The following is a 19780-nucleotide window of genomic DNA, read 5'->3' on the forward strand; positions in this document are numbered from 1 at the left end:
TTTAGTAATTTTAACACTAAAGTAATTTTATGAGTACGATACCGAAATCATCTTTTGAGTTTTTAAAAGATTTGAAAAAGAACAACCACAGAGATTGGATGCAAGAACATAAAAAGCGTTATCAAGCCAATGAAAAGGAATTGAAAGCGTTTTACACCTCAGTCCAAGAAAGGCTTAACGAGCACGATGAGATAGAGAAATTAAAGGTTTTTAGGATCAATCGTGATGTTCGCTTCAGTAAAAACAAAACACCTTATAATGTGCATAGAAGTGTAAGTTTTAGTAGGGCAGGAGCTCATCGTCGAGGAGGTTATTATCTGCGTTTAGAACCTGGCAATTCATTAATGGCAGGTGGTTTTTTTAGTCCAGAGCCAAAAGATTTATTGCGTATTCGTAAAGAATTTGAGATGGATGATCAAGAAATACGAGAGATCTTAGCTAATTCAGATTTCAAAAAAGCATTTGGTAGCTTTAATACTGGATATCAGGTTAAGACTGCACCCAAAGGGTTTAACAAAGATCACCCTGCTATTGATTTGATTAAAAATAAATCTTTTTTTGTAGAGCATACGTTTTCTGATAAAGAGGTGTTTTCTCCTGATTTTCTAGATAAGTTGATTTATCATTATGAATTATTGCGCCCTTATTTTGATTATATGAGTGATGTATTAACTACAGATCTTAATGGAGTATCTTTAATCGAAGAATGATGTAATTTTTGTTTACATTTTTCGACAACTATAAAATAATTTTAATCACACAATTAACCGACAAAATAATAGAAATATGAAAAGAGTAGCAATTAATGGGTTTGGAAGAATAGGGCGTGCATCGCTTAAGGTAATTATGGAAGAACCAGGATTACAAGTCGTTGCGGTAAATGACTTAATGTCGATAGAAAATGCGCAGTACCTTTTGAAATATGATAGTGTGTACGGTATTTATGATAAAGAAGTTCGTGTTCACGAAGGTCATTTAGATGTAGACGGACAAAAAATACTATATTTCAATCAGCGAGATCCTGAACAACTTCCGTGGAAAGAAAATAACATTGATATTGTAATTGAGAGTACAGGTTTTTTTACCAATAGAGAAGATGCGGAGAAGCATATCAAAGCGGGCGCAACCAATGTTGTAATTTCTGGTCCGACCAAAAGTAAAGATACACCCACGGTTGTTCACGGAGTGAATACCGAAGATGGAAAAACCGCTATATTCTCTTGCGCAAGTTGTACAACCAATAATATTAGTCCTGTTGTAGAAATATTAGGAAGAACGATTGGAATTAAAAAAGCTATTCTTAATACAATTCATGCATATACAGCATCACAAACATTAGTAGATGCACCTTCTAAGAAAAATCCAAGAATGGGTAGAGCTGGAGCAATCAATCTTACACCTACGTCTACTGGCGCAGCTGTTGCGACGACTAAAGCGTTACCACAGTTTGAAGGTAAGTTTGATGGTATAGCCATAAGAACTCCGGTTCCTGTAGGTTCTATTAGTGATGTTACATTTATTGCTGAAAGAAATACTACAGCAGAGGAAATTAATGAAATACTTCAGAAAGAGGCGAATACAGATAGATATATTAAGGTATTAGATGTTACTTATGAACCTATCGTTTCTTCTGATATTCAGATGAATCCATATGCTTCTACAGTTGATGCGTCTATGACTAGAGTTGTAGATGGAGATTTAGTCAAGGTAATGATTTGGTATGATAATGAGTGGGGATTTACTAATCAAATGATTCGACAGATTTTAGAATTGTAATGATTTATTCAATTTTACTATTTCCAAAGCCTCTACTTATTTTGTTTGTAATAATTTTAACACAAAGTTAATTTTCGTATTCTATTTTTGAGAATTCAATATTAAAAGTAAGCAAACATTACAAATTAATACGAAAGTTTCAATATGAGGTTTTGGATCATTGTACTCTTCATAGGCTGGGGATATCAAAATTTTGCTCAATCCGGAAATACAGAAAAAAAATCTTTTGTAGTAGGGACTACAGATGAGATCATGAACATAGATGGTCAATTAGATGAAGCTATTTGGACGAAATTGACTCCTGCAAAGGATTTTGCTCAATATTTCCCTAATGATTCTTTGCCTGCTGCTGCACAAACGGAGATCTACATGTGCACAGATAAAAAGAATCTGTATATAGGAATTAAATGTTATGCAAAAGGAAATGATTGGGTTGTAGAATCTTTGAGAAGAGATTATAGAGCAGGAGGGAATGATAATATCACGCTATTATTTGATACTTTTGATGATGAAACAAATGCTTTTTATTTTGGAATAAATCCAGAAGGTGTTCTAAGAGAAGGTACCATTAGTAATGGAGGGAATATGTTTCAAGATTTTTCCACTTCATGGGATAATAAATGGAGAGGAAAAGCCAAAAAGTACGATGGTTATTATACCGCCGAGTTAGAAATTCCTTTTAGCACATTTAGATATCCAATACCTTCAAAAAAGTGGGGATTTACTAGCTATCGCTTCGATACGCAATCTAATGAGATTAGTACGTATCCTGGTACGCCTCGTAATCAGGTTGTATTCACGCTAGCATATACAGCAGATATGATTTGGGAGGAACATTTAACAACCAAGAGTAGTGCGGTTTCCTTAATACCTTTCGTATCTTCAGGAATTAATAAAGACTACGAAAATGATACACCTACTGATGAGATTTTTGAAGTTGGTGGAGATGCTAAGATCGCTTTGACACCAGGATTAAATCTCGATCTAACCGTAAATCCTGATTTCTCTCAAGTAGAAGTAGATGAGCAGATTACAAACCTTGATCGTTTTGAAATCTTCTTTCCGGAACGAAGACAATTCTTTTTAGAAAATGCCGATCTTTTTGGGCAATTTGGTTTCTCTAATATCAATCCATTCTTTTCCAGACGTATTGGAGCAGCTGAGGATGTTACTACAGAAGAATTGGTACAGAATAGAATTTATGGTGGATTGCGTATTAGTGGAAAACTGGATCCTAAGACGAGGGTAGGTTTATTGAATATGCAAACTGCATCCAGTAAGGAGCAAGGCATACCCGGAACTAATTTCGGGGTAGCAGTTGTGCAACGTAAAATAGGGATACGATCTAATATAGGAATTATTGCTGTCAATAAACAAGCGGTCAATTTTGATGAAAACTTAGATACACTAGATATTAATCGGTACAATAGAATTGCCGGTATTGATTATAATTATTCTACCCGAAGTAATACCTGGTTTGGTAAAAGTTTTGTCCATGGAACGTTTTCTCCTGATACAGATATATCTATTGCTCAAGGAACCACTTTAAATTACAATACAAGGAAATTTGGAGCACTTTGGAAGCATGAATATGTTCATGAAGACTATAATGCAGAGGTTGGGTTCGTACCAAGAACTGATTATTTTAGAATAAACCCTAATGCAGAATTACGCTATTATCCGCAGAATGATTTTTTGAATAATCATAGTTATGGAGCAGAGGCAGATATTTTTTGGCGCCCTGGATTTGGTAAAACAGATCATTTTTTATCTGTTGGGTGGGGAGGAGAGCTAACCCAAAGATCGAACTTTGGATTTAATCTGAATCATAGTTATGTATATTTATTCGATCCGTTTGATCCCACGGGTACTGATTCAGAAGAACTTGCAGCTGATCAAGACTTTTCTTGGGTTAGTTTTACCGGAAATTATAGAAGTGACAGAAGAAAAGTATTCAGTTGGAATTTAAACCCATACATCGGAGAATACTTTAATGGTTGGCGTTATGGTACCAGAGGTGGCTTTAACGTACGTTTTCAGCCTAAAGGTTTCTTTTCTTTAAACTATGCTGTAAATGTGTTTGATTTACCACATTTGGACGGAACAAGACAAACCTATTTGATAAGTCCGAGAATAGACTATACGTTTTCCAAAAGCTTCTTTACTTCTGTTTTTGTACAGTATAATTCACAAAATGATAATACCAACATCAATGCTCGTATTCAATGGAGGTTTGCACCTGTATCTGACTTGATACTGGTTTATACAGACAATTACCTTACTGGTGATGTAGATCCTATGAATCGATTTGCTTTTGATGTGCAAACTCGTTCTATAGTCTTAAAAATTACATATTGGTTGAATTTGTAAAAAGGAAACCTTTCAAATTATAGAAATCTGAAAGGTTTGATACTTTTTTCAGTAAGCAAATATTTTAATTATATCTGACTTAATCCGCCATCTACTTCTAATTCAACTCCATTAATATAAGATGCATCATCAGAGGCTAAAAATAAAGCTGATTTCGCTATTTCTTCTGATGTTCCGAAACGTCCAAGAGGTACTTGCTGAGCAAATCCCTTCCCCATTTCAGTGACAACATCTTCTGGCAGCCCCATTTTTCCGTAAAGAGGAGTTTCGATAGGCCCTGGAGCAATCGCATTCACTCGGATTCCTCTGGATTTCACTTCGGATGTCAGTACTCTTTGATATGCACGTAAAGCTCCTTTAGAAGCAGAATAGATTCCTAATCCTTCAAAACCTTTTTGATGTACAACAGAATTTGTAAAAAGAATCGTTCCGCCATCATTGATGTGTGGTAATGCTTCTTTTGTAGCGATAATAGGACCTTTTACATTGATGTCAAATATGTGATTATAATGTTCTTCGGTAATATCAGTAGTAGGAGCAACAGGTGCTACTCCTGCGTTCAGAAATAAAATATCTATTTTTCCATATTTGTTGGTTGCTTCCTGTATTAAACGTTTATTGTCTTCTGCTTTAGCTACGTCTGCTTTAACAGTTATGAAATCACCTTCTAATTCCTTAGCTACTTCATCTAATGCTTCTTGACGTCTTCCAGAAACTACTACTTTCGCACCTTCTTTAAGGTATAATTTGGCTGTTGCTAATCCGATGCCACTATTAGCTCCTGTAATAACGGCTACTTTGTTTTTCAATTTATTCATTATATTAAATTTTTATTTGAAACAATCGTTTCAAATTAGATTAAAAAAAATTAGTGTAGTACTTTTAGTACTGTGTTTATTAGGTTCTTGAGTTCATCCTCATTATTGTTTAGTATTCCTGTCATACGAAATCCTTGTATTGCAGAATATAAATACAATGCATATTGAGTTGCTGTTTGATCTTCATTAAAAACCTTTTCCATTTGTCCATTATGAACCAAATCTTCCAAGACAGCCAACATTTGCTCCTGATTTTGTTCCATAAAAGACCTTATTAAGGGGTCTTGGTTTGTCATTTCAGATTTACAATTCACGATCAAGCAACCTTTTCTATTTGGATCTGTAATAATATCTCTCAGATACATTTCAAAAATTGCCTGAATAGTGTCCGAAGCATTTTGTGCTTGTCTGGTTTCCTTTCCTATATTGCTTTTAGCAATAGATTGGTAATGAGAAAGTACTTCCATAAACATGCCTAATTTGCTCCCAAAAGAATTGTAAATACTAGATCGATTTAGGTCAGTTGCATCTACCAAATCCTGCATAGAAGTACCATTATATCCTTTTCTATGGAATACTTCTGTTGCGTTTTGCAATACATTATTTCTATTGAATGTTTCTACTTTTGGCATGATTAATTGAAATGATCGTTTCAAAATTAATTATAATTTCGAAACCTTACTGTTATAAAAATATTAAAGTTTTGAAATGCTTATAAAACCAACTTCATCATGACATCTGTTTGCTCTTCAGAACCTAGTATAAATGTATGTTTATCAAAGGTTTTGAACCCATTTCTTTCATAAAACTTAATAGCTCTTTTGTTTTTATCCCAAACCCCTAGCCATATAAATTCTAAAGCTTTTTCATTTGCTATTCGTTTAGCATAGTCAAAAAGGTGTTGACCAATACCTTTACCTTGATAGGGCTTTATTATATAAATCCGTTCGATTTCTAATGATTTTCCTTTTACAATTTCAGTTTGTGTTTTTCCTGAATTGAATTTCAGATAACCAGCAATTTCACCTTTATGGAAAACAAAGTAAAACTGTGATTCAGGGTTTAGAATCTCGTTCGTAATTTTTTCTAAGGTAAATTTCTGACTTAGATAATAATGAATATTCTCTGGAGTGTTATGTGGAGGACCGAAGGCATCATAGAATGTTTGACGGCCAATTTCCAGAAGTTTATGATTATCCTCAGGAAGAACTCTTACTATTTTTAATTCCTGGGATTCCATATTTTTTGTTTTTTTATATGATTCGTTTGATTACCCTTAATTTATGGGTATACAAACGTTTTTCTCCATTAAAAATACCTGTATGATCTATACGATCCACCCGAACTTTACCGTGCGCGTGGATAATATAGTTATCTTTCATAATGATACCAACATGTGTAATTGCTCCTTCTTCATTATCAAAAAAAGCAAGATCACCTGGTTCACTTTCTTCTATAAAACTTAATGGTTCTCCTTGAGTTGCCTGTAAAGATGCATCTCGTAATAGTTTATAACCGTTTAGTTTATAAACCATTTGTGTAAAACCACTGCAATCAATACCAAAGTTTGTCTTTCCTCCCCATAAATAAGGAGCATTTAGAAAAAGAAATGCTGTTTCTACTAACTTATCTTTTGGCTGTTTTTCAGTAATTCTATTGCCATCATATTGATGTTCAAAAAAATCCAAAGTTCCTAATGAAGAGCCTAAGACAATAGGTATTAGCTGATCATCTTTACAGCTCACAAAATCAATTAAATCTGCTGTTACATCTAATGGTTTAGTATCAAAATTTTTATATTCTTCTTCTGTAATCTCCAGATACTGTTTATTATCAATCCAACCTTCATAGGTATCAAAGGCTAGGCGTATTCGACTCCATTTTTTTCGTTTTTCTAAAACTTTGAAATGCTCACCATATAAAACTTGTGATACCATTTCACTGGGATCACTGGGTTCAAAACGTAAAGGGACAATACTGAGATTGCAAATACCGTATAGCATGAATCTTTATGGATACTAGATATTAAACATTTAATAAAATTACAATGATGCTCAACTTCAGATTATATACGTTCGATCACCATTGCAGAAGCACCACCGCCACCGTTACAAATAGCTGCGGCTCCTGTTTTTGCATTATTTTGTTCCAACACGCTCATCAAAGTGATTAAGATACGAACACCAGAACATCCTAATGGGTGTCCTAAAGATACAGCTCCACCATTTACATTGGTATTAGAATCATTCAATCCAAGTATTTTCATATTAGCAAGTCCTACTACCGAAAAAGCTTCGTTAAATTCAAAGAAATCAACATCATCTAGTGTGATTCCTGCTTTATCGATCGCTTTTGGTAATGCTTTTGCAGGTGCTGTTGTAAACCATTTAGGTTCCTGCGCTGCATCTGCATAACTCTTGATTTTTACTAAAGGTTTTAATCCAAGTTCAGCTGCTTTCTCTGCACTCATTACTACCACAGCTCCGGCACCATCATTAATGGTAGAAGCATTAGCCGCTGTAACTGTTCCTTCTTTTGTAAAAGCAGGGCGTAAAGCTGGAATCTTCTCCATTTTCACATTTTTATACTCTTCATCTTCTGTAACCATGACAGGTTCTCCACGACGTTGTGGTACTGGAACAGGAACAACTTCATTAGCAAATTTACCTTCTGACCATGCCTTTGCAGAACGCTCATAAGATTGAATTGCAAAAGCATCTTGATCTTCTCTGCTAAAATTGTGTTCTGTGGCGCATAAATCTGCACAAACTCCCATGGCATTTTGATCGTATACATCCACCAAACCATCACGTTGCATTCCGTCTTCAAGTGTTTGAGAACCAAATTTATGACCTGTTCTTAATCTAACATAATGAGGAATTAGACTCATGTTTTCCATTCCACCAGCTACTACAATATCGGCATCTCCTAATGCGATAGTCTGAGCTGCATGCATCACTGCTTTCATACCACTAGCACATACTTTGTTTACAGTTGTACAAGGCACCGTGTCACCTAATCCTGCACCTAAAGCAGCCTGTCTAGCTGGCGCTTGTCCATTTCCAGCTTGTACTACATTACCCATGAATACCTCTTCAACTAATGAAGGGTCCAGATTGATTTTATCTAATGCACCTTTGATTGCTATTGATCCTAATTGTGTAGCAGGAACTGTAGATAAACTTCCTAAAAAACTACCTATTGGAGTACGTGCTGCTGATACTATTACAACGTCTTTGCTCATTATATTCGAATTTAATAAATGTGTGTTTGTTATTTTGCGAATTTAAGGATTTTTGGAGGATATACATAGCTAAGTTATTCATAGGATTTACTAATTCTGAATTATAGGGATACGCGATTTTTTCACCTTCTTTGTACTGACTTATTTTTTAGTACTTTTGAGTAATCTATACGAATATTCTGGTGAAAAAGTTTTTAAATAATTTTTATAAAAATCAATCCTTTTTATATAAAGGGTTTCTTTTTGTTAGTACGTTGATTCTCATAGTATACCTATTCCCAAAAGGAGGTGTTTTTAAGTATGAGTTTACAAAAGGGAAGCCATGGCAGTATGAAAACTTATATGCTCCGTTTGATTTTGCGATTGCAAAAACTCAAGAGGATATTGATGCAGAGAAGAAGCGTATCGAAGATAATAATATACCGTATTTCGAGTATGATACTATCATTGCCAATACTGCCAAAGATAGTTACAATGCAGCGTTTAAAAGTAATTTAGAAACTTTAGATCAGAGTAGTTCTGGAAAACAAGCGAAGCTTTTCGGTAGGATACTTCTTAATGATATTTATAGATATGGTGTTTTACAAGAATCATATTCTTATGAGAATAAACGACAAATCTTTCTTAATAAAGGAAATAAGGCCGAAGCTATAACTTTTGGACAAATATTAACTCCCAATGCGGTTACGGCGATTATTAGTTCCAGAATTGATAAAAGTGAGTATGTTAAATTTAAAAGTGGTTTTGTAGCCTTATTTTATGATTTGGTGAAACCAAACGTATCTCTAAATCAAAAATTAACCGAAAGTACACTAGAAAACGAATTAGCGCAAGTACTTACTACGAGAGGTAGTGTTTCTAAGGGAAGCAGGATTATTGCAAAAGGAGAAGTAGTAGAGGGAAATAGATTACAGATTCTTACATCTCTGAAAGCAGAATACGAGTCCCAGGTATGGAGTGATAAAAACTTTTATTGGATTGTTTTTGGATATGGGATTCTAGTTTCTCTGGCTTTGCTAATGTTATTACTTTTCATTCGAAAGTATAGAAGGGATATCTATGATAATAATACTCAGGTTACTTTTATTGCATTTAATATCCTTTTAATGGTCTTGATCACTACGTTAGTGGTGAAATACAAGTCAGATTATATCTATATAGTTCCATTATGTATTTTACCATTGATTTTAAAAGCTTTCTTTGATTCTCGACTTGGCTTGTTTACACATGTGGTAACAGTAATGATTTTAGGTTTTGTTGTTCCTAATAGTTATGAATACACTTTTTTGCAAATTATCGCTGGAATCGTTACCATATTAACTATTTCTGAATCTTATAAAAGAGCAAACTTGTTCATTACTGTTGGACAGATTACCGGGATTTATATTTTGGCTTATATTGCTTTTCATATTATTCATGAAGGAAGTATTAGTGATATTGATTGGACGACTGTTGGTCTATTTGTAATAAGTGGTTTTGCTACATTAATAGTGCATCCATTGATTTACGCCTATGAAAAGATGTTTGGTTTAATCTCTGATGTTTCTCTTTTGGAACTTAGCGATACTAATTCTTCTTTATTAAAAGAGTTATCTGATAAAGCTCCAGGAACCTTCCACCATTCTCTTAATGTTGCCAACATTGCGGAAGCTGCGGCTAGTGAAATAGGAGCAAATGTAATGTTAGTAAGGGTAGGAGCCTTATATCACGATATTGGTAAAATGGCAAATCCTACATATTTTACTGAAAATCAAACAGCTTCAGGAAATGCACACGACGTATTATCTCCTAAAGAAAGTGCTAAAATTATCATCAATCATGTAATAAGAGGTATTGAAATAGCCAAAAAGAATAAACTGCCTGATCGTGTAATCGATTTTATAAGAACACATCATGGGACCAGTACGGTGTACTATTTTTATATGAAAGCTAAGGAAATTAATGAGAATGTGAACATGGAAGATTTTCAATATCCTGGACCTAAGCCTTTTTCTAAGGAAACTGCTATTTTGATGATGAGTGATAGTGTAGAGGCTGCTTCTAAAAGTTTGAAAAACCCAACCAGTAGTTTAATTGATTCATTTGTGGAGAAAATTGTGAATAAACAAATGGAAGATGGACAGTTTCTTAATGCAAATATTACATTTAAGGAAATTCAGCAAGTTAAAAAGATCTTTAAACGAAAGCTTACTAATATCTACCATTTAAGGATTGAATATCCGGAATAGTCTATGAGTGATTGAGTTTGTGAGTTATTGAGTAAAAGGAGTATTTTGTGTCAGATTTACTTGATATATCAACTTGACTTTGATTATTAAACCATAAACTTTGTGATCATTATATCGTTAGGTCTCGACTTCGCTAGAATTGACCGTTTATGGTATTTATTGTGATTGGTTAGTTTGACCCATTTTATAGTGAATTTTTCACCTCATCCTTTACTATCAAATCCAACAATCCAACCTTCTTACAATCTAAAAGTCTAATCTTTCAAATACTTTCCATCCATCCAGAAAGTTCCGAAAGGAATTACAGAGCATATAAGTACTATTGCCAATGTTTTATTATTCCATCTTTTTTCGGGTTTTACTAAAAAAGCAAATACGATGTAAGCAAGAAATAAAAAACCATGTGCCATACCAATTACCTTATTGGGTTCTGGTGATGCAAATAAATACTTCAGTGGCATCGTAACAAATAGTATAGCTAAGTATGAAATTCCTTCGAGATAACTAATGAATCTGAAACTGGTGATCATATTCTTATATTTATTTAAAATTGAGTGCAAATTTAAGGCTCAGAATATATCCAAACGTTAATAAATACCTATTTTTTATTACTATACTCTAATTCAAATATTTCGAGATCAAAATAAGGGATAGCTGATAACAAATGATCAAAAATATCAGCCACTATCTTCTCATAGTTTTTCCATACTTTATCATTACTAAAAGCATAAATTTCTAAAGGAGTTCCTTGAGCGGTAGGTGCTAATTGGCGACTCATGATCATCATTTCATTATTGATATGTGGATGATCCTCTAGATAAGATTCTACATATTTTCTAAATACGCCCATATTAGAAAGGTTCCGACCATTCATTAGAACCTCCTTATTTATCTGGTTTTCTTTATTATAAGAATTCACCTTGTGTTGTGCTTTATCCAGGTATTCCTTTATAAGCTCCACTTTTTTAAGACGATCTACATCATTTTCGGATAAAAACTTAATACTAGAAGCTTTTATTAAAATAGCTCTTTTTATTCTCCTTCCACCAGAATCCATCATACCACGCCAATTCCTAAAGGACTGAGAAGTTAAATGATAGGTAGGGATCGTTGTAATTGTTTTATCAAAATTCTGAACTTTTACTGAGGACAGATTGATCTCGATCACATCTCCATCTGCTCCATATTTAGCCATTGTGATCCAATCGCCAATCCTAACAGTGTCATTAACAGCAACCTGTATACTCGCTACAAAACCTAGGATAGTATCTTTAAATATTAGTAGAATAACTGCAGACATCGCTCCAAGAGCCGTTAAAAACGTCCAAATTGATTTTCCGGTAATCAAAGAGAAAATAAAAATAGCACCAATCACCCAGATAAATATCATAAAGACCTGAATATAACTATCTATAGGTTTATCTTTAAATGACTCTAATGACTTTAAGAAATCTCTAAAGGTTCTAAGGATACTTCTTACTATCCAAATAGTCAAAGCAATTACAAAGATGTCAAAAAGAATTTCTAAGTAGCTTTCTGCTATAGGAAAAGCTATAAATAGCTCGGGTATTATCCATATGCTAATAGATAATGGTATAATGTGAGATACATAATCGAAAGTTTTGTTTTTGACTAAATAATCATCAAAAGTATTTTTCGATTTTGAAGCGTATCTTTTAAAAAGGTTTAAGATTACCTTTCCGATGACTTTATCTAGAACGAATAGTACTATTAATAAGATACAAACACCAATAACTACATTTAGGTATTCTGCCATAGTTTCTGAAAAGCCATTAGAAACTAAAACTTTATAAAAATACCGAGTTAGTTTTTCCATAAAAATAAATGAATTCAGATCAGGTTCTTAACCTACAGGTTATTGTTCTAATAAGTTTTATACCAAACTGAAAATGGCTACAGCATACAAATAGAATCTTACAAAACGTAACAGTCCAAAAAGTAAATAATTAATAAAAGGATATTTTATCATTCCAGCTGCGATACTAGTAATAGAAAAAGGAATAGGAAGTAATGCTCCTACTACAATTAAAAAACCTCCCCATTTACGAGTGTTTCTAATATGTTTGGCCATTTTTACCTCTAGATATTCATGAACTGAGGGGATTTTGGTAATTGATTTCCCAATGAAATAAGAGATGACTCCTCCTAAATAAGATAATAAAGCAAGTATTGAGAGATATAAAATAGGACTAGTTGTTTTGTCACTCCACGCGATGAAAATTTCCGGGGGGATAAGACCCAATAAAGATTCTGACGCAAAAAATACACTAAACACTACATAGTCTGAATAGTTTTCTGTTACATAAATCAATAAATCATTGATATTAATAACGAAATAGTTTACAATTAATAAACCTGCTATAAAAAGTAAAATAGGAGGTAAAGCTTTTTTTAAACTGATTCCTAAAAACTTATAGAAACCTGTATAACTATAATATTGATGCAATAATTGCAATCGTGTTTTTTTTACAGATCGGGGATTCATTTTCATAACAATTTTTCCACAAGGCAACAAAAATAATATATAATTGATTTTTTGACGTTTATAAAATCATAAAATTTGTCGAGAAGTTGTTATAATAATTACAAGATATAAAGAAAATATCCCAAAACGCTCATTATAAAAGGTATAATGCCCGATTGATTCCATGTGTTTAAACTAAAAAAACCCTGAAAATAATCAAGGCTTCTTTACGGTATTATAGTAAGAAAAATAGTATTGTCTATATTTATGCATTCAAGGCATCTCTGTAATCTGCCAAATCCATAACATTCATTTTATTTTTTATATCCTTAAACAGAGAAACAAGATACATTAGGCTTTCCACCGGATTTACATCTTCATTCTTTGCAACAGGTGTTTCATTTTCTTCTTCTTGTTCTTCGATAGGCTCATCATCTGGAATAGGGATAAGAAAACTATCATTTTCTTCAATATGTTCGTAGGTAAGTCTTAACACTTTTACCACTAATGGTACTTGCTGTTCTAAAGCATAGGATCTCAAAGCTTTAAGATCCTCTATTAGTGTGTCTGTATTGATTCCGGATTTTTCTAGATCAGTCAGAATTTTGTCAATTAATTTGAGCGCCTTTTTATTTTCCAAGGATTATAAAATTAGTTTGTTTTAAAAAATGATTACGGCAAATTTAACCCTTTATCTAAATCTTTGAAATCTTTTAAAACAATAAATTTACTTTTTAGTGTTAAAAAAAATATTGAAAAAAAATATTCCCAAACAAATCGAGGAATTTTCCCCATAAAATACTGACCATTAGTTGTTTATTGTTTAAAAAACAAGCCTATGCTTGTATTCCAGCTAAAGTTTGAGGTTTAACCGTAACCAAAATTCCTTAATCCTTTTTATCTTTGAAAAGTATTCCAATTACAATTTTTCCCTTACTTTTTTTGTTTTCCCCAACACTTACCTCCTTGAATACAGGAGGTAAGTTCTTCTTGGGGTATTTCGTAATTAAAATAAAGCTACAGTTTTATCTTCATCTTCTTCTTTTATTGTAATTAATAGTTTTCTTTTTCCCAGCATACTTACTTTATATACTTTAGTTCCAGTGGTCCAATTTTCTTTTCTAGTTGCCTGTGGCATCATAGGGAAACCATAACTAAATTTCGAACCATCCGGTTTGGAACCAATAACAAAGAATTGATTTCTGGTTAGAGAATTATTCTTGATTTCAAATTTTATATATTTTATCAAGGCATTTTTGGTTTTCTTTTTATTGTGAACTATTGCTTTTCTAGCATCTCCTTTAATTTTTTTTGGAGTATTTATGATTTTGAGCTTAGCATTTTTACTTAATTTAGTGTCTAACTCATTTATAACATTCACTTTTGCAGAACCACGACTCCAGATATCTACTCTTGCATTTTCTGCAATCAGACTAGATGCATCAATAGTAGCAAGTTCTGCTGCAATGCGTAGTTCTTTTGTTTTACCATCCATAAAGATTTTACCGATCGGTGCTAAAACCTGAATGTAATTGTTATCAAGGTTAATAATTCTTGTAATATCATGTGTACCACTCTCTACTTTTCTGATATTGGGAGCACCAACAACTATTTTGGCGTTTTCTGATGGTTGTATCCATTCTTTTTGATTCAAATGTAAAGTACCATCTATAACTTCCTTATCTATATAATCAAATAGATTAGTGTCCGTGGTAATCGTGAGACTTTCTTCTTTAGATTGATCAATAATCACCTGAGCGTAAAAATTAATTTTTATATTTTGGATGTTATTAACATCAAAGATTTTCGTTGTAATTTCTTTATTTCCTTTTATTTGTGAGGTAGCTGTTAAACTAACTAATAGTAGTAATAGATTAATATACTTCTTCATGACTTTATGTTTTAGATTAAATTTTTAATAATGTTGTGATTAGTTAATAATGTTGTGATTAGTTTTAGTAAACCACTTTTTTGTGATTACATAATCGATTCCAAATTTTCCTGATCCTAAAATAAGGTTGTAGATAGCAATCCATAAGAATCCCATTGCCGGTAGCATAGCCCATAATCCATTATCCCATTTTTGGAAAATTATGGCGACTAGCATCGTACACATAATAAAAAAAGAAGCAATTCTGGTTTTGAAACCTAGTAGAAGGAATACACCTCCGATAGCTTCACTAGCGGCGCCCATCCATGCGAAGAATACTGGGAAGATTGCAAAAACACCTCCGTATTCTGAAATATCTTTAGGGAACCATGCTACAACTTCTAGAAATGCTAGATCAGGTGATCCTTCTGGACTCCAAGGAACTCCGAATTTACTTCCCCCAAAATTCACTGCTAAAAAATAACCACAGATGATTCTAGGAAATGCAAATAGCAGATCTATTGACCAATGCTCCATAGTAATCGGAGAGATAATCTTTTTAATGACATTTTTCATAACTGAAACGATTTTAGATTGTTTGATGTTCCAAATGTCTGAATCAGTTGTGAATACTGCGCCCCAAAACAAAATAGGACGGCTCAAATTATAATTTGAGCCGTCCTAAATTAAGTGAGACAGTATGTTATTAGGCTATTTTTTAGCTTCTAATAGTACGATGTCATTATCAGATTTTATTGTTACACCACCATCCTTTACGGTAACATCTGTTCCGGAATATACGTCTGTTAGAACAGTACCATCTTTAAAAATGGAATTAACTTTTAAAGTTTTGGTTCCTTTTCTTAGGTTTAATCCTACAACAACACTATCATTGATGCCCTCTTTCTTATATGTTCTTGAAAACACATATGGAGTTTCGCTAATCATTTTGTGTTTTCCAGCGCCAACAGCTGGGTGATCTTTTCTGAATTTACCTAATTTTTGCCAATGTAATAATAATGACTTGGTTTCTTCTTTCTCTAAATCTTCCCAGTTCATATTGGATCTTAGTGTAGCATCTCCTTGCGCTCCATCAATGACCAATGATCTTGCTGTTTCATCACCATAGTATACCTGAGAAATACCAGGAGTTAATAAAAGCTTAGTTGCAGATTCATAGGTTTTACTTCTTTCTTTATCAAATGGATCACCATCATCATGAGAAGTAATGTAATTCATAACACTTTTACCGATCAAACCAGTTTGCAATGCTGTACTATATTTGCTGTATAATTTTTCATAATTTAATTGTCTTGCATCATACTTAAACTGGAAATTAATAAGATTATCAAATCCGTTAGCATAGTAATCTACTTTACGATCTCCAAAATCATAAAAACGTTTCCCGTCAATTCCATATCCATATAATTCTCCGAGAACATAAAACTCATTGTTATCTAATACTTTTTCTGGATTATTCTTTTTCCATTCTGCAAAAGCAACTTTTGCCTGTTCTGCCAGTACACTCCATACACCTTCTTCCACGTGTTTTACAGTATCTACACGATATCCATCAATACCTAACTCTTTAACATAATCCGTTAGCCATTTAATGATATAGTTTTTAGGTGATCGTTTAAGGCCAGTTTTAGCAAAAAAGATTTCTAATTCATCCATTTCAGCCTCTAGTCGACCTTCTTTTTCCCATTTCACCTTTAATGCTTCAGGAAGTTTTACTTCTTCATCACTTTCCGTTTTGATATCAGGAAGATTTTCGACTAAAGTACATTTTACTGCAGTTTCATAATCTTTATAAGTACATTGTGGAATAGTACGTACCCAATCTTCAGACCAAACAGGGTCTTTATCAGTTACAGGACCTGTATGATTGATAACCACATCCATTAAGATTCGTATACCGTTTTTATGAGCGACCTCTACTAATTTCTTAAGATCTTCATAGGTTCCAAAATTAGGATCTATAGTTGTCCAGTCTTTTGCCCAATATCCATGGAATGCATAGGTGTTACCGGTTCCTTCATCAACACTTTCATGAATTTGCTCCACTAACGGATTCACCCAAAGTGCATTAATTCCAAGATTTGTAAAATACCCATCTTCAATTTTTTGGATGATTCCTTTTATATCTCCTCCTTCAAAATCACGTAACACTCCGGTTTCTTTTTTTCTTTCTAAAACTTCATCATTGGTTGTATCTCCATTTTTAAATCTATCAGCAAGTAAAAAGTAGACGTTTGCACCTTCCCAAATAAAAGGCATATCTTCCGTGGTTACTGGTTTAACAGTTTCTAATGCTGCAGTTTCGGTTGTTGAAGAGACTGTTTTGGTATCACTTTTACAGGAAATAAGAATACTAAAAAGTCCTAAAAAGGTAGTTGTTAATAAATGTTTCATGTGTTTGTTTTTGTGTTTCAAAATATTCTTGTCTTAATTATAATAAAGGCAGGATAAAAGAATTGAAACAATAGTCAATACTGGTTTAAGGTGCTAATCTATAAAATTGAACATAAAAATCCATCTTTGTAGAATTGTGAAATTCGTAAAAATCACAAGTCAAGCTTTGTTTTGAGATGCTAAGTACTGGGAAGGTGAGGTGTTTGTAAGTTTTTTGAACACTCTATTAAAGGTTGCTTTACTATTAAAACCGCATTCATATGCGATTCCTAAGAGAGATAATTGTTGCTGTTTTCCTTCCTGTAACATCACTTGTACTGCTTTAACTCGATATGAGTTTATGAAATCATTGAAGTTTTTCTCAAATCCGGAATTTATAGTATCTGATAAGGTCGGTGCAGGGATTTTAAGCATTTTAGAAAGCTCCGTAAGATTTAAATCAGGATTAAGAAATGGTTTCTCATTTTCCATAAACTCTTCAATTTTTTCTTTAACCTTAATTAGATCTTCACTAAGTTCAATTTGTGGAGTAGCAGTATTCTCTTTTACAGCCACTGAAAAATTTAAGTTGTTCAACTTATTAGTATCTGTAAAATATCCTTTGATTCCAATATAGATAATGGCTACAGCCGTAAAGAAATGATACCACCATTTTTGAGTCCAATGTAAATCCGTAATAACCGAACCAATAACTCCCTGAAAAATACTATATAAAAACAGGAAAGAATAAATAAAAAGAAAGTTCCTAATCCAGTTTAATTCCAGACTATAGGTGTTGGAGAAAAACTGCTGGATCTTTTTTCTGTATATATAATATAGTTGTATGGTAAATGCCAGGTACAATAGCATCTGTAGATTTTCTACAATCCCTATTAGTGGGCTTACATATTTTTCATCTAGAAAAACTTTTAGATACCCATTTTGAGTTTCATCAAATCCTGGCTGAGCGGCATCATAAATAAGAATAAAGATCTTATAGACAATGTATAAACTAACGGGAATAAAATGTATAAAATCCTTTTTTCTAAACTTAAAATTGGAAGTTGTTATAGATTTTACATAAAAATAGAGCAAAGGTCCAATAGCTAATGATAGCGCAATGAGCCAATAATTAATTTTTGTATTCCTATAGGTATCATACCAATCCATAAAACCAATAGTATAGGTAGTTCTATGATATCCAGTAATAAAAATGAGGATGGACAGTATTAATGCTGGTACATATTTCTTTTTAAAGTACCGTACTAATAGAAGGAATGCAAACACAAAAGCTTGCAATACCAAAAGTAACAATGGTGTACTGTATAAATTAAAAGAAGGAAACTCTAATGGTAATGGAATTGGCATGATGCTAATTTAAATAATTCGCAGAAGTATTTTTTATTTTTTTTTTAATTAAAATACTGTTCCTTTGACTATAATTTAATTAGAATGACCAAATTCAAAGCTTGGATCTCTGCTGCACGACTTCGTACCTTACCGTTATCTGTATCCGGAATTATTGTAGGGTCTGTTTTGGGGCACAGAGAAACATTTCAACAGACTAATGATCCAACAGTATTGTATGATTGTGTGCCAAAAATGTTTTTCGAAACTAAGATATTCCTTCTCGCAATTTTAACCACTCTAGGATTGCAGATTCTATCCAATTTCGCCAATGACTATGGCGATGGTGTAAAGGGTACTGATAATGAGGATAGAGTAGGACCACAACGGGCTTTACAGAGTGGAGCCATTTCTAGAAAAGAAATGTTCAGAGGCATCGTTGTTACTGCTATCATTACATTGATTTTAGCGATTTTATTGATCTATGTATCCTTTGGTAAAGAATATTTTTTATACTCGGTTTTCTTTTTCTTATTAGGACTAGGAGCTATTATTGCAGCTATAAAATATACGATGGGAAATTCTGCTTATGGATATCGAGGATTAGGTGATGTGTTTGTTTTTACATTCTTTGGATTGGTTAGTGTGGTAGGATGTTATTTTTTATTTACCAAGAATTTAAATTGGCTAGTTTTTCTTCCGGCTGTTACGATTGGTTTTTTGAGTGCAGCGGTACTGAATCTTAATAATATGCGAGATCATGACAGTGATAAAAAAGCAGAAAAAAATACGATTGTAGTAAAAATGGGATTAACTAACGCCAAAAAATACCATTACTTCTTGGTAATAGGAGCTATGGTAGCTATGCTAGTCTTCTCATTTTTCACATATGAAGATTATATAAATCTACTTTTTTTAATAGCGTTTATTCCGTTGTTAATTCACCTAAGTAAGGTCTCAAAGACAAAAAATGCGGTGAATTTAGATCCAGAGTTGAAAAAAGTAGCATTATCAACATTTTTACTGGCCATATTATTTAGTTTAGGTCAGATTTTTTAATTTAGTGACACTTAGTTTTAAGCAGCTTGCAAAGCGAACTTAAAACTATTAGTGGAACTTATCCCGCTGCAGAGCGGGATCTAATACAATTATAATTTATTGAAAGAGCTTACAAAGCGAACTTAAAACTATTAGTGGAACTTATCCCGCTGCAGAGCGGGATCTAATACAATTATAATTTATTGAAAG

18 protein-coding genes are annotated in these 19780 nt (G+C 33.0%); 5 read left to right on the forward strand and 13 right to left on the reverse strand.

What is annotated here, in order from left to right:
* The first annotated feature begins 29 nt into the window (after nucleotides 1-29).
* The 3 genes from Q0910_RS23110 (at nucleotide 30) to Q0910_RS23120 (ending at nucleotide 4146) form a co-directional block, all read left to right on the forward strand.
* On the forward strand, nucleotides 30-710 hold the full coding sequence (locus Q0910_RS23110) for a DUF2461 domain-containing protein (RefSeq protein WP_299222087.1): 681 nt from the start codon (nucleotides 30-32) through the stop codon (nucleotides 708-710).
* A gap of 76 nt (nucleotides 711-786) precedes the next feature.
* On the forward strand, nucleotides 787-1776 hold the full coding sequence (gap, locus tag Q0910_RS23115; RefSeq protein ID WP_299222089.1) for a type I glyceraldehyde-3-phosphate dehydrogenase: 990 nt from the start codon (nucleotides 787-789) through the stop codon (nucleotides 1774-1776).
* A gap of 144 nt (nucleotides 1777-1920) precedes the next feature.
* Entirely contained in the window at nucleotides 1921-4146 is a 2226-nt protein-coding gene (locus Q0910_RS23120; protein ID WP_299222090.1) for a DUF5916 domain-containing protein, read from the forward strand.
* A gap of 68 nt (nucleotides 4147-4214) precedes the next feature.
* Here Q0910_RS23120 and Q0910_RS23125 read toward each other — a convergent pair whose 3' ends face one another.
* The 5 genes from Q0910_RS23125 to Q0910_RS23145 all read right to left on the reverse strand — a co-directional run bounded on the left by Q0910_RS23125 (nucleotide 4215) and on the right by Q0910_RS23145 (nucleotide 8208).
* Complete coding sequence (locus tag Q0910_RS23125) at nucleotides 4215-4964, reverse strand: glucose 1-dehydrogenase (protein ID WP_299222091.1); 750 nt, start codon at nucleotides 4962-4964, stop codon at nucleotides 4215-4217.
* 50 nt (nucleotides 4965-5014) lie between these two features.
* Nucleotides 5015-5620, reverse strand: a complete 606-nt coding sequence (locus Q0910_RS23130) for a TetR/AcrR family transcriptional regulator (protein ID WP_299222092.1) — start codon at nucleotides 5618-5620, stop codon at nucleotides 5015-5017.
* A 56-nt stretch (nucleotides 5621-5676) separates the two neighbouring features.
* A complete protein-coding gene (locus Q0910_RS23135; RefSeq protein WP_299222094.1) occupies nucleotides 5677-6204 on the reverse strand; it encodes a GNAT family N-acetyltransferase in 528 nt (175 codons plus the stop codon).
* A 13-nt stretch (nucleotides 6205-6217) separates the two neighbouring features.
* Nucleotides 6218-6967: a C40 family peptidase gene (locus tag Q0910_RS23140; RefSeq protein WP_299222096.1), complete on the reverse strand. Its 750-nt coding sequence runs from the start codon at nucleotides 6965-6967 to the stop codon at nucleotides 6218-6220.
* A gap of 62 nt (nucleotides 6968-7029) precedes the next feature.
* Nucleotides 7030-8208, reverse strand: coding sequence for an acetyl-CoA C-acyltransferase (locus Q0910_RS23145; RefSeq protein ID WP_299222098.1), 1179 nt, complete (start codon nucleotides 8206-8208; stop codon nucleotides 7030-7032).
* A gap of 182 nt (nucleotides 8209-8390) precedes the next feature.
* Here Q0910_RS23145 and Q0910_RS23150 point away from each other — a divergent pair, with 182 nt between their 5' ends.
* Nucleotides 8391-10436, forward strand: coding sequence for an HDIG domain-containing metalloprotein (locus Q0910_RS23150; protein ID WP_299222100.1), 2046 nt, complete (start codon nucleotides 8391-8393; stop codon nucleotides 10434-10436).
* 254 nt (nucleotides 10437-10690) lie between these two features.
* On the opposite strand, the gene Q0910_RS23155 is transcribed toward Q0910_RS23150, so the two are convergent.
* The 8 genes from Q0910_RS23155 to Q0910_RS23190 all read right to left on the reverse strand — a co-directional run bounded on the left by Q0910_RS23155 (nucleotide 10691) and on the right by Q0910_RS23190 (nucleotide 18553).
* On the reverse strand, nucleotides 10691-10966 hold the full coding sequence (locus Q0910_RS23155) for a DUF3817 domain-containing protein (RefSeq protein WP_299222101.1): 276 nt from the start codon (nucleotides 10964-10966) through the stop codon (nucleotides 10691-10693).
* Nucleotides 10967-11034: 68 nt separating this feature from the next.
* A complete protein-coding gene (locus tag Q0910_RS23160; protein WP_299222103.1) occupies nucleotides 11035-12273 on the reverse strand; it encodes a mechanosensitive ion channel domain-containing protein in 1239 nt (412 codons plus the stop codon).
* Between the two features lie 57 nt (nucleotides 12274-12330).
* Nucleotides 12331-12948: a VTT domain-containing protein gene (locus tag Q0910_RS23165; protein WP_299222105.1), complete on the reverse strand. Its 618-nt coding sequence runs from the start codon at nucleotides 12946-12948 to the stop codon at nucleotides 12331-12333.
* A 238-nt stretch (nucleotides 12949-13186) separates the two neighbouring features.
* Complete coding sequence (locus Q0910_RS23170) at nucleotides 13187-13561, reverse strand: hypothetical protein (RefSeq protein WP_299222107.1); 375 nt, start codon at nucleotides 13559-13561, stop codon at nucleotides 13187-13189.
* 366 nt (nucleotides 13562-13927) lie between these two features.
* Nucleotides 13928-14812 (reverse strand): DUF2807 domain-containing protein, encoded by an 885-nt coding sequence (locus tag Q0910_RS23175; RefSeq protein WP_299222109.1) that lies wholly within the window; start codon nucleotides 14810-14812, stop codon nucleotides 13928-13930.
* 39 nt (nucleotides 14813-14851) lie between these two features.
* Nucleotides 14852-15367, reverse strand: a complete 516-nt coding sequence (locus Q0910_RS23180; RefSeq protein WP_299222111.1) for a DoxX family protein — start codon at nucleotides 15365-15367, stop codon at nucleotides 14852-14854.
* A gap of 135 nt (nucleotides 15368-15502) precedes the next feature.
* Nucleotides 15503-17206, reverse strand: a complete 1704-nt coding sequence (locus Q0910_RS23185; protein WP_299222113.1) for an alpha-amylase family glycosyl hydrolase — start codon at nucleotides 17204-17206, stop codon at nucleotides 15503-15505.
* Nucleotides 17207-17365: 159 nt separating this feature from the next.
* Nucleotides 17366-18553, reverse strand: a complete 1188-nt coding sequence (locus Q0910_RS23190) for a helix-turn-helix domain-containing protein (RefSeq protein ID WP_299222115.1) — start codon at nucleotides 18551-18553, stop codon at nucleotides 17366-17368.
* A gap of 84 nt (nucleotides 18554-18637) precedes the next feature.
* Here Q0910_RS23190 and menA point away from each other — a divergent pair, with 84 nt between their 5' ends.
* Nucleotides 18638-19591, forward strand: a complete 954-nt coding sequence (menA, locus tag Q0910_RS23195) for a 1,4-dihydroxy-2-naphthoate octaprenyltransferase (RefSeq protein WP_299222117.1) — start codon at nucleotides 18638-18640, stop codon at nucleotides 19589-19591.
* The last annotated feature ends 189 nt before the right edge of the window (nucleotides 19592-19780 follow it).

The sequence above is a fragment of the uncultured Aquimarina sp. genome (genome assembly GCF_947495315.1).
GTDB lineage: Bacteria > Bacteroidota > Bacteroidia > Flavobacteriales > Flavobacteriaceae > Aquimarina.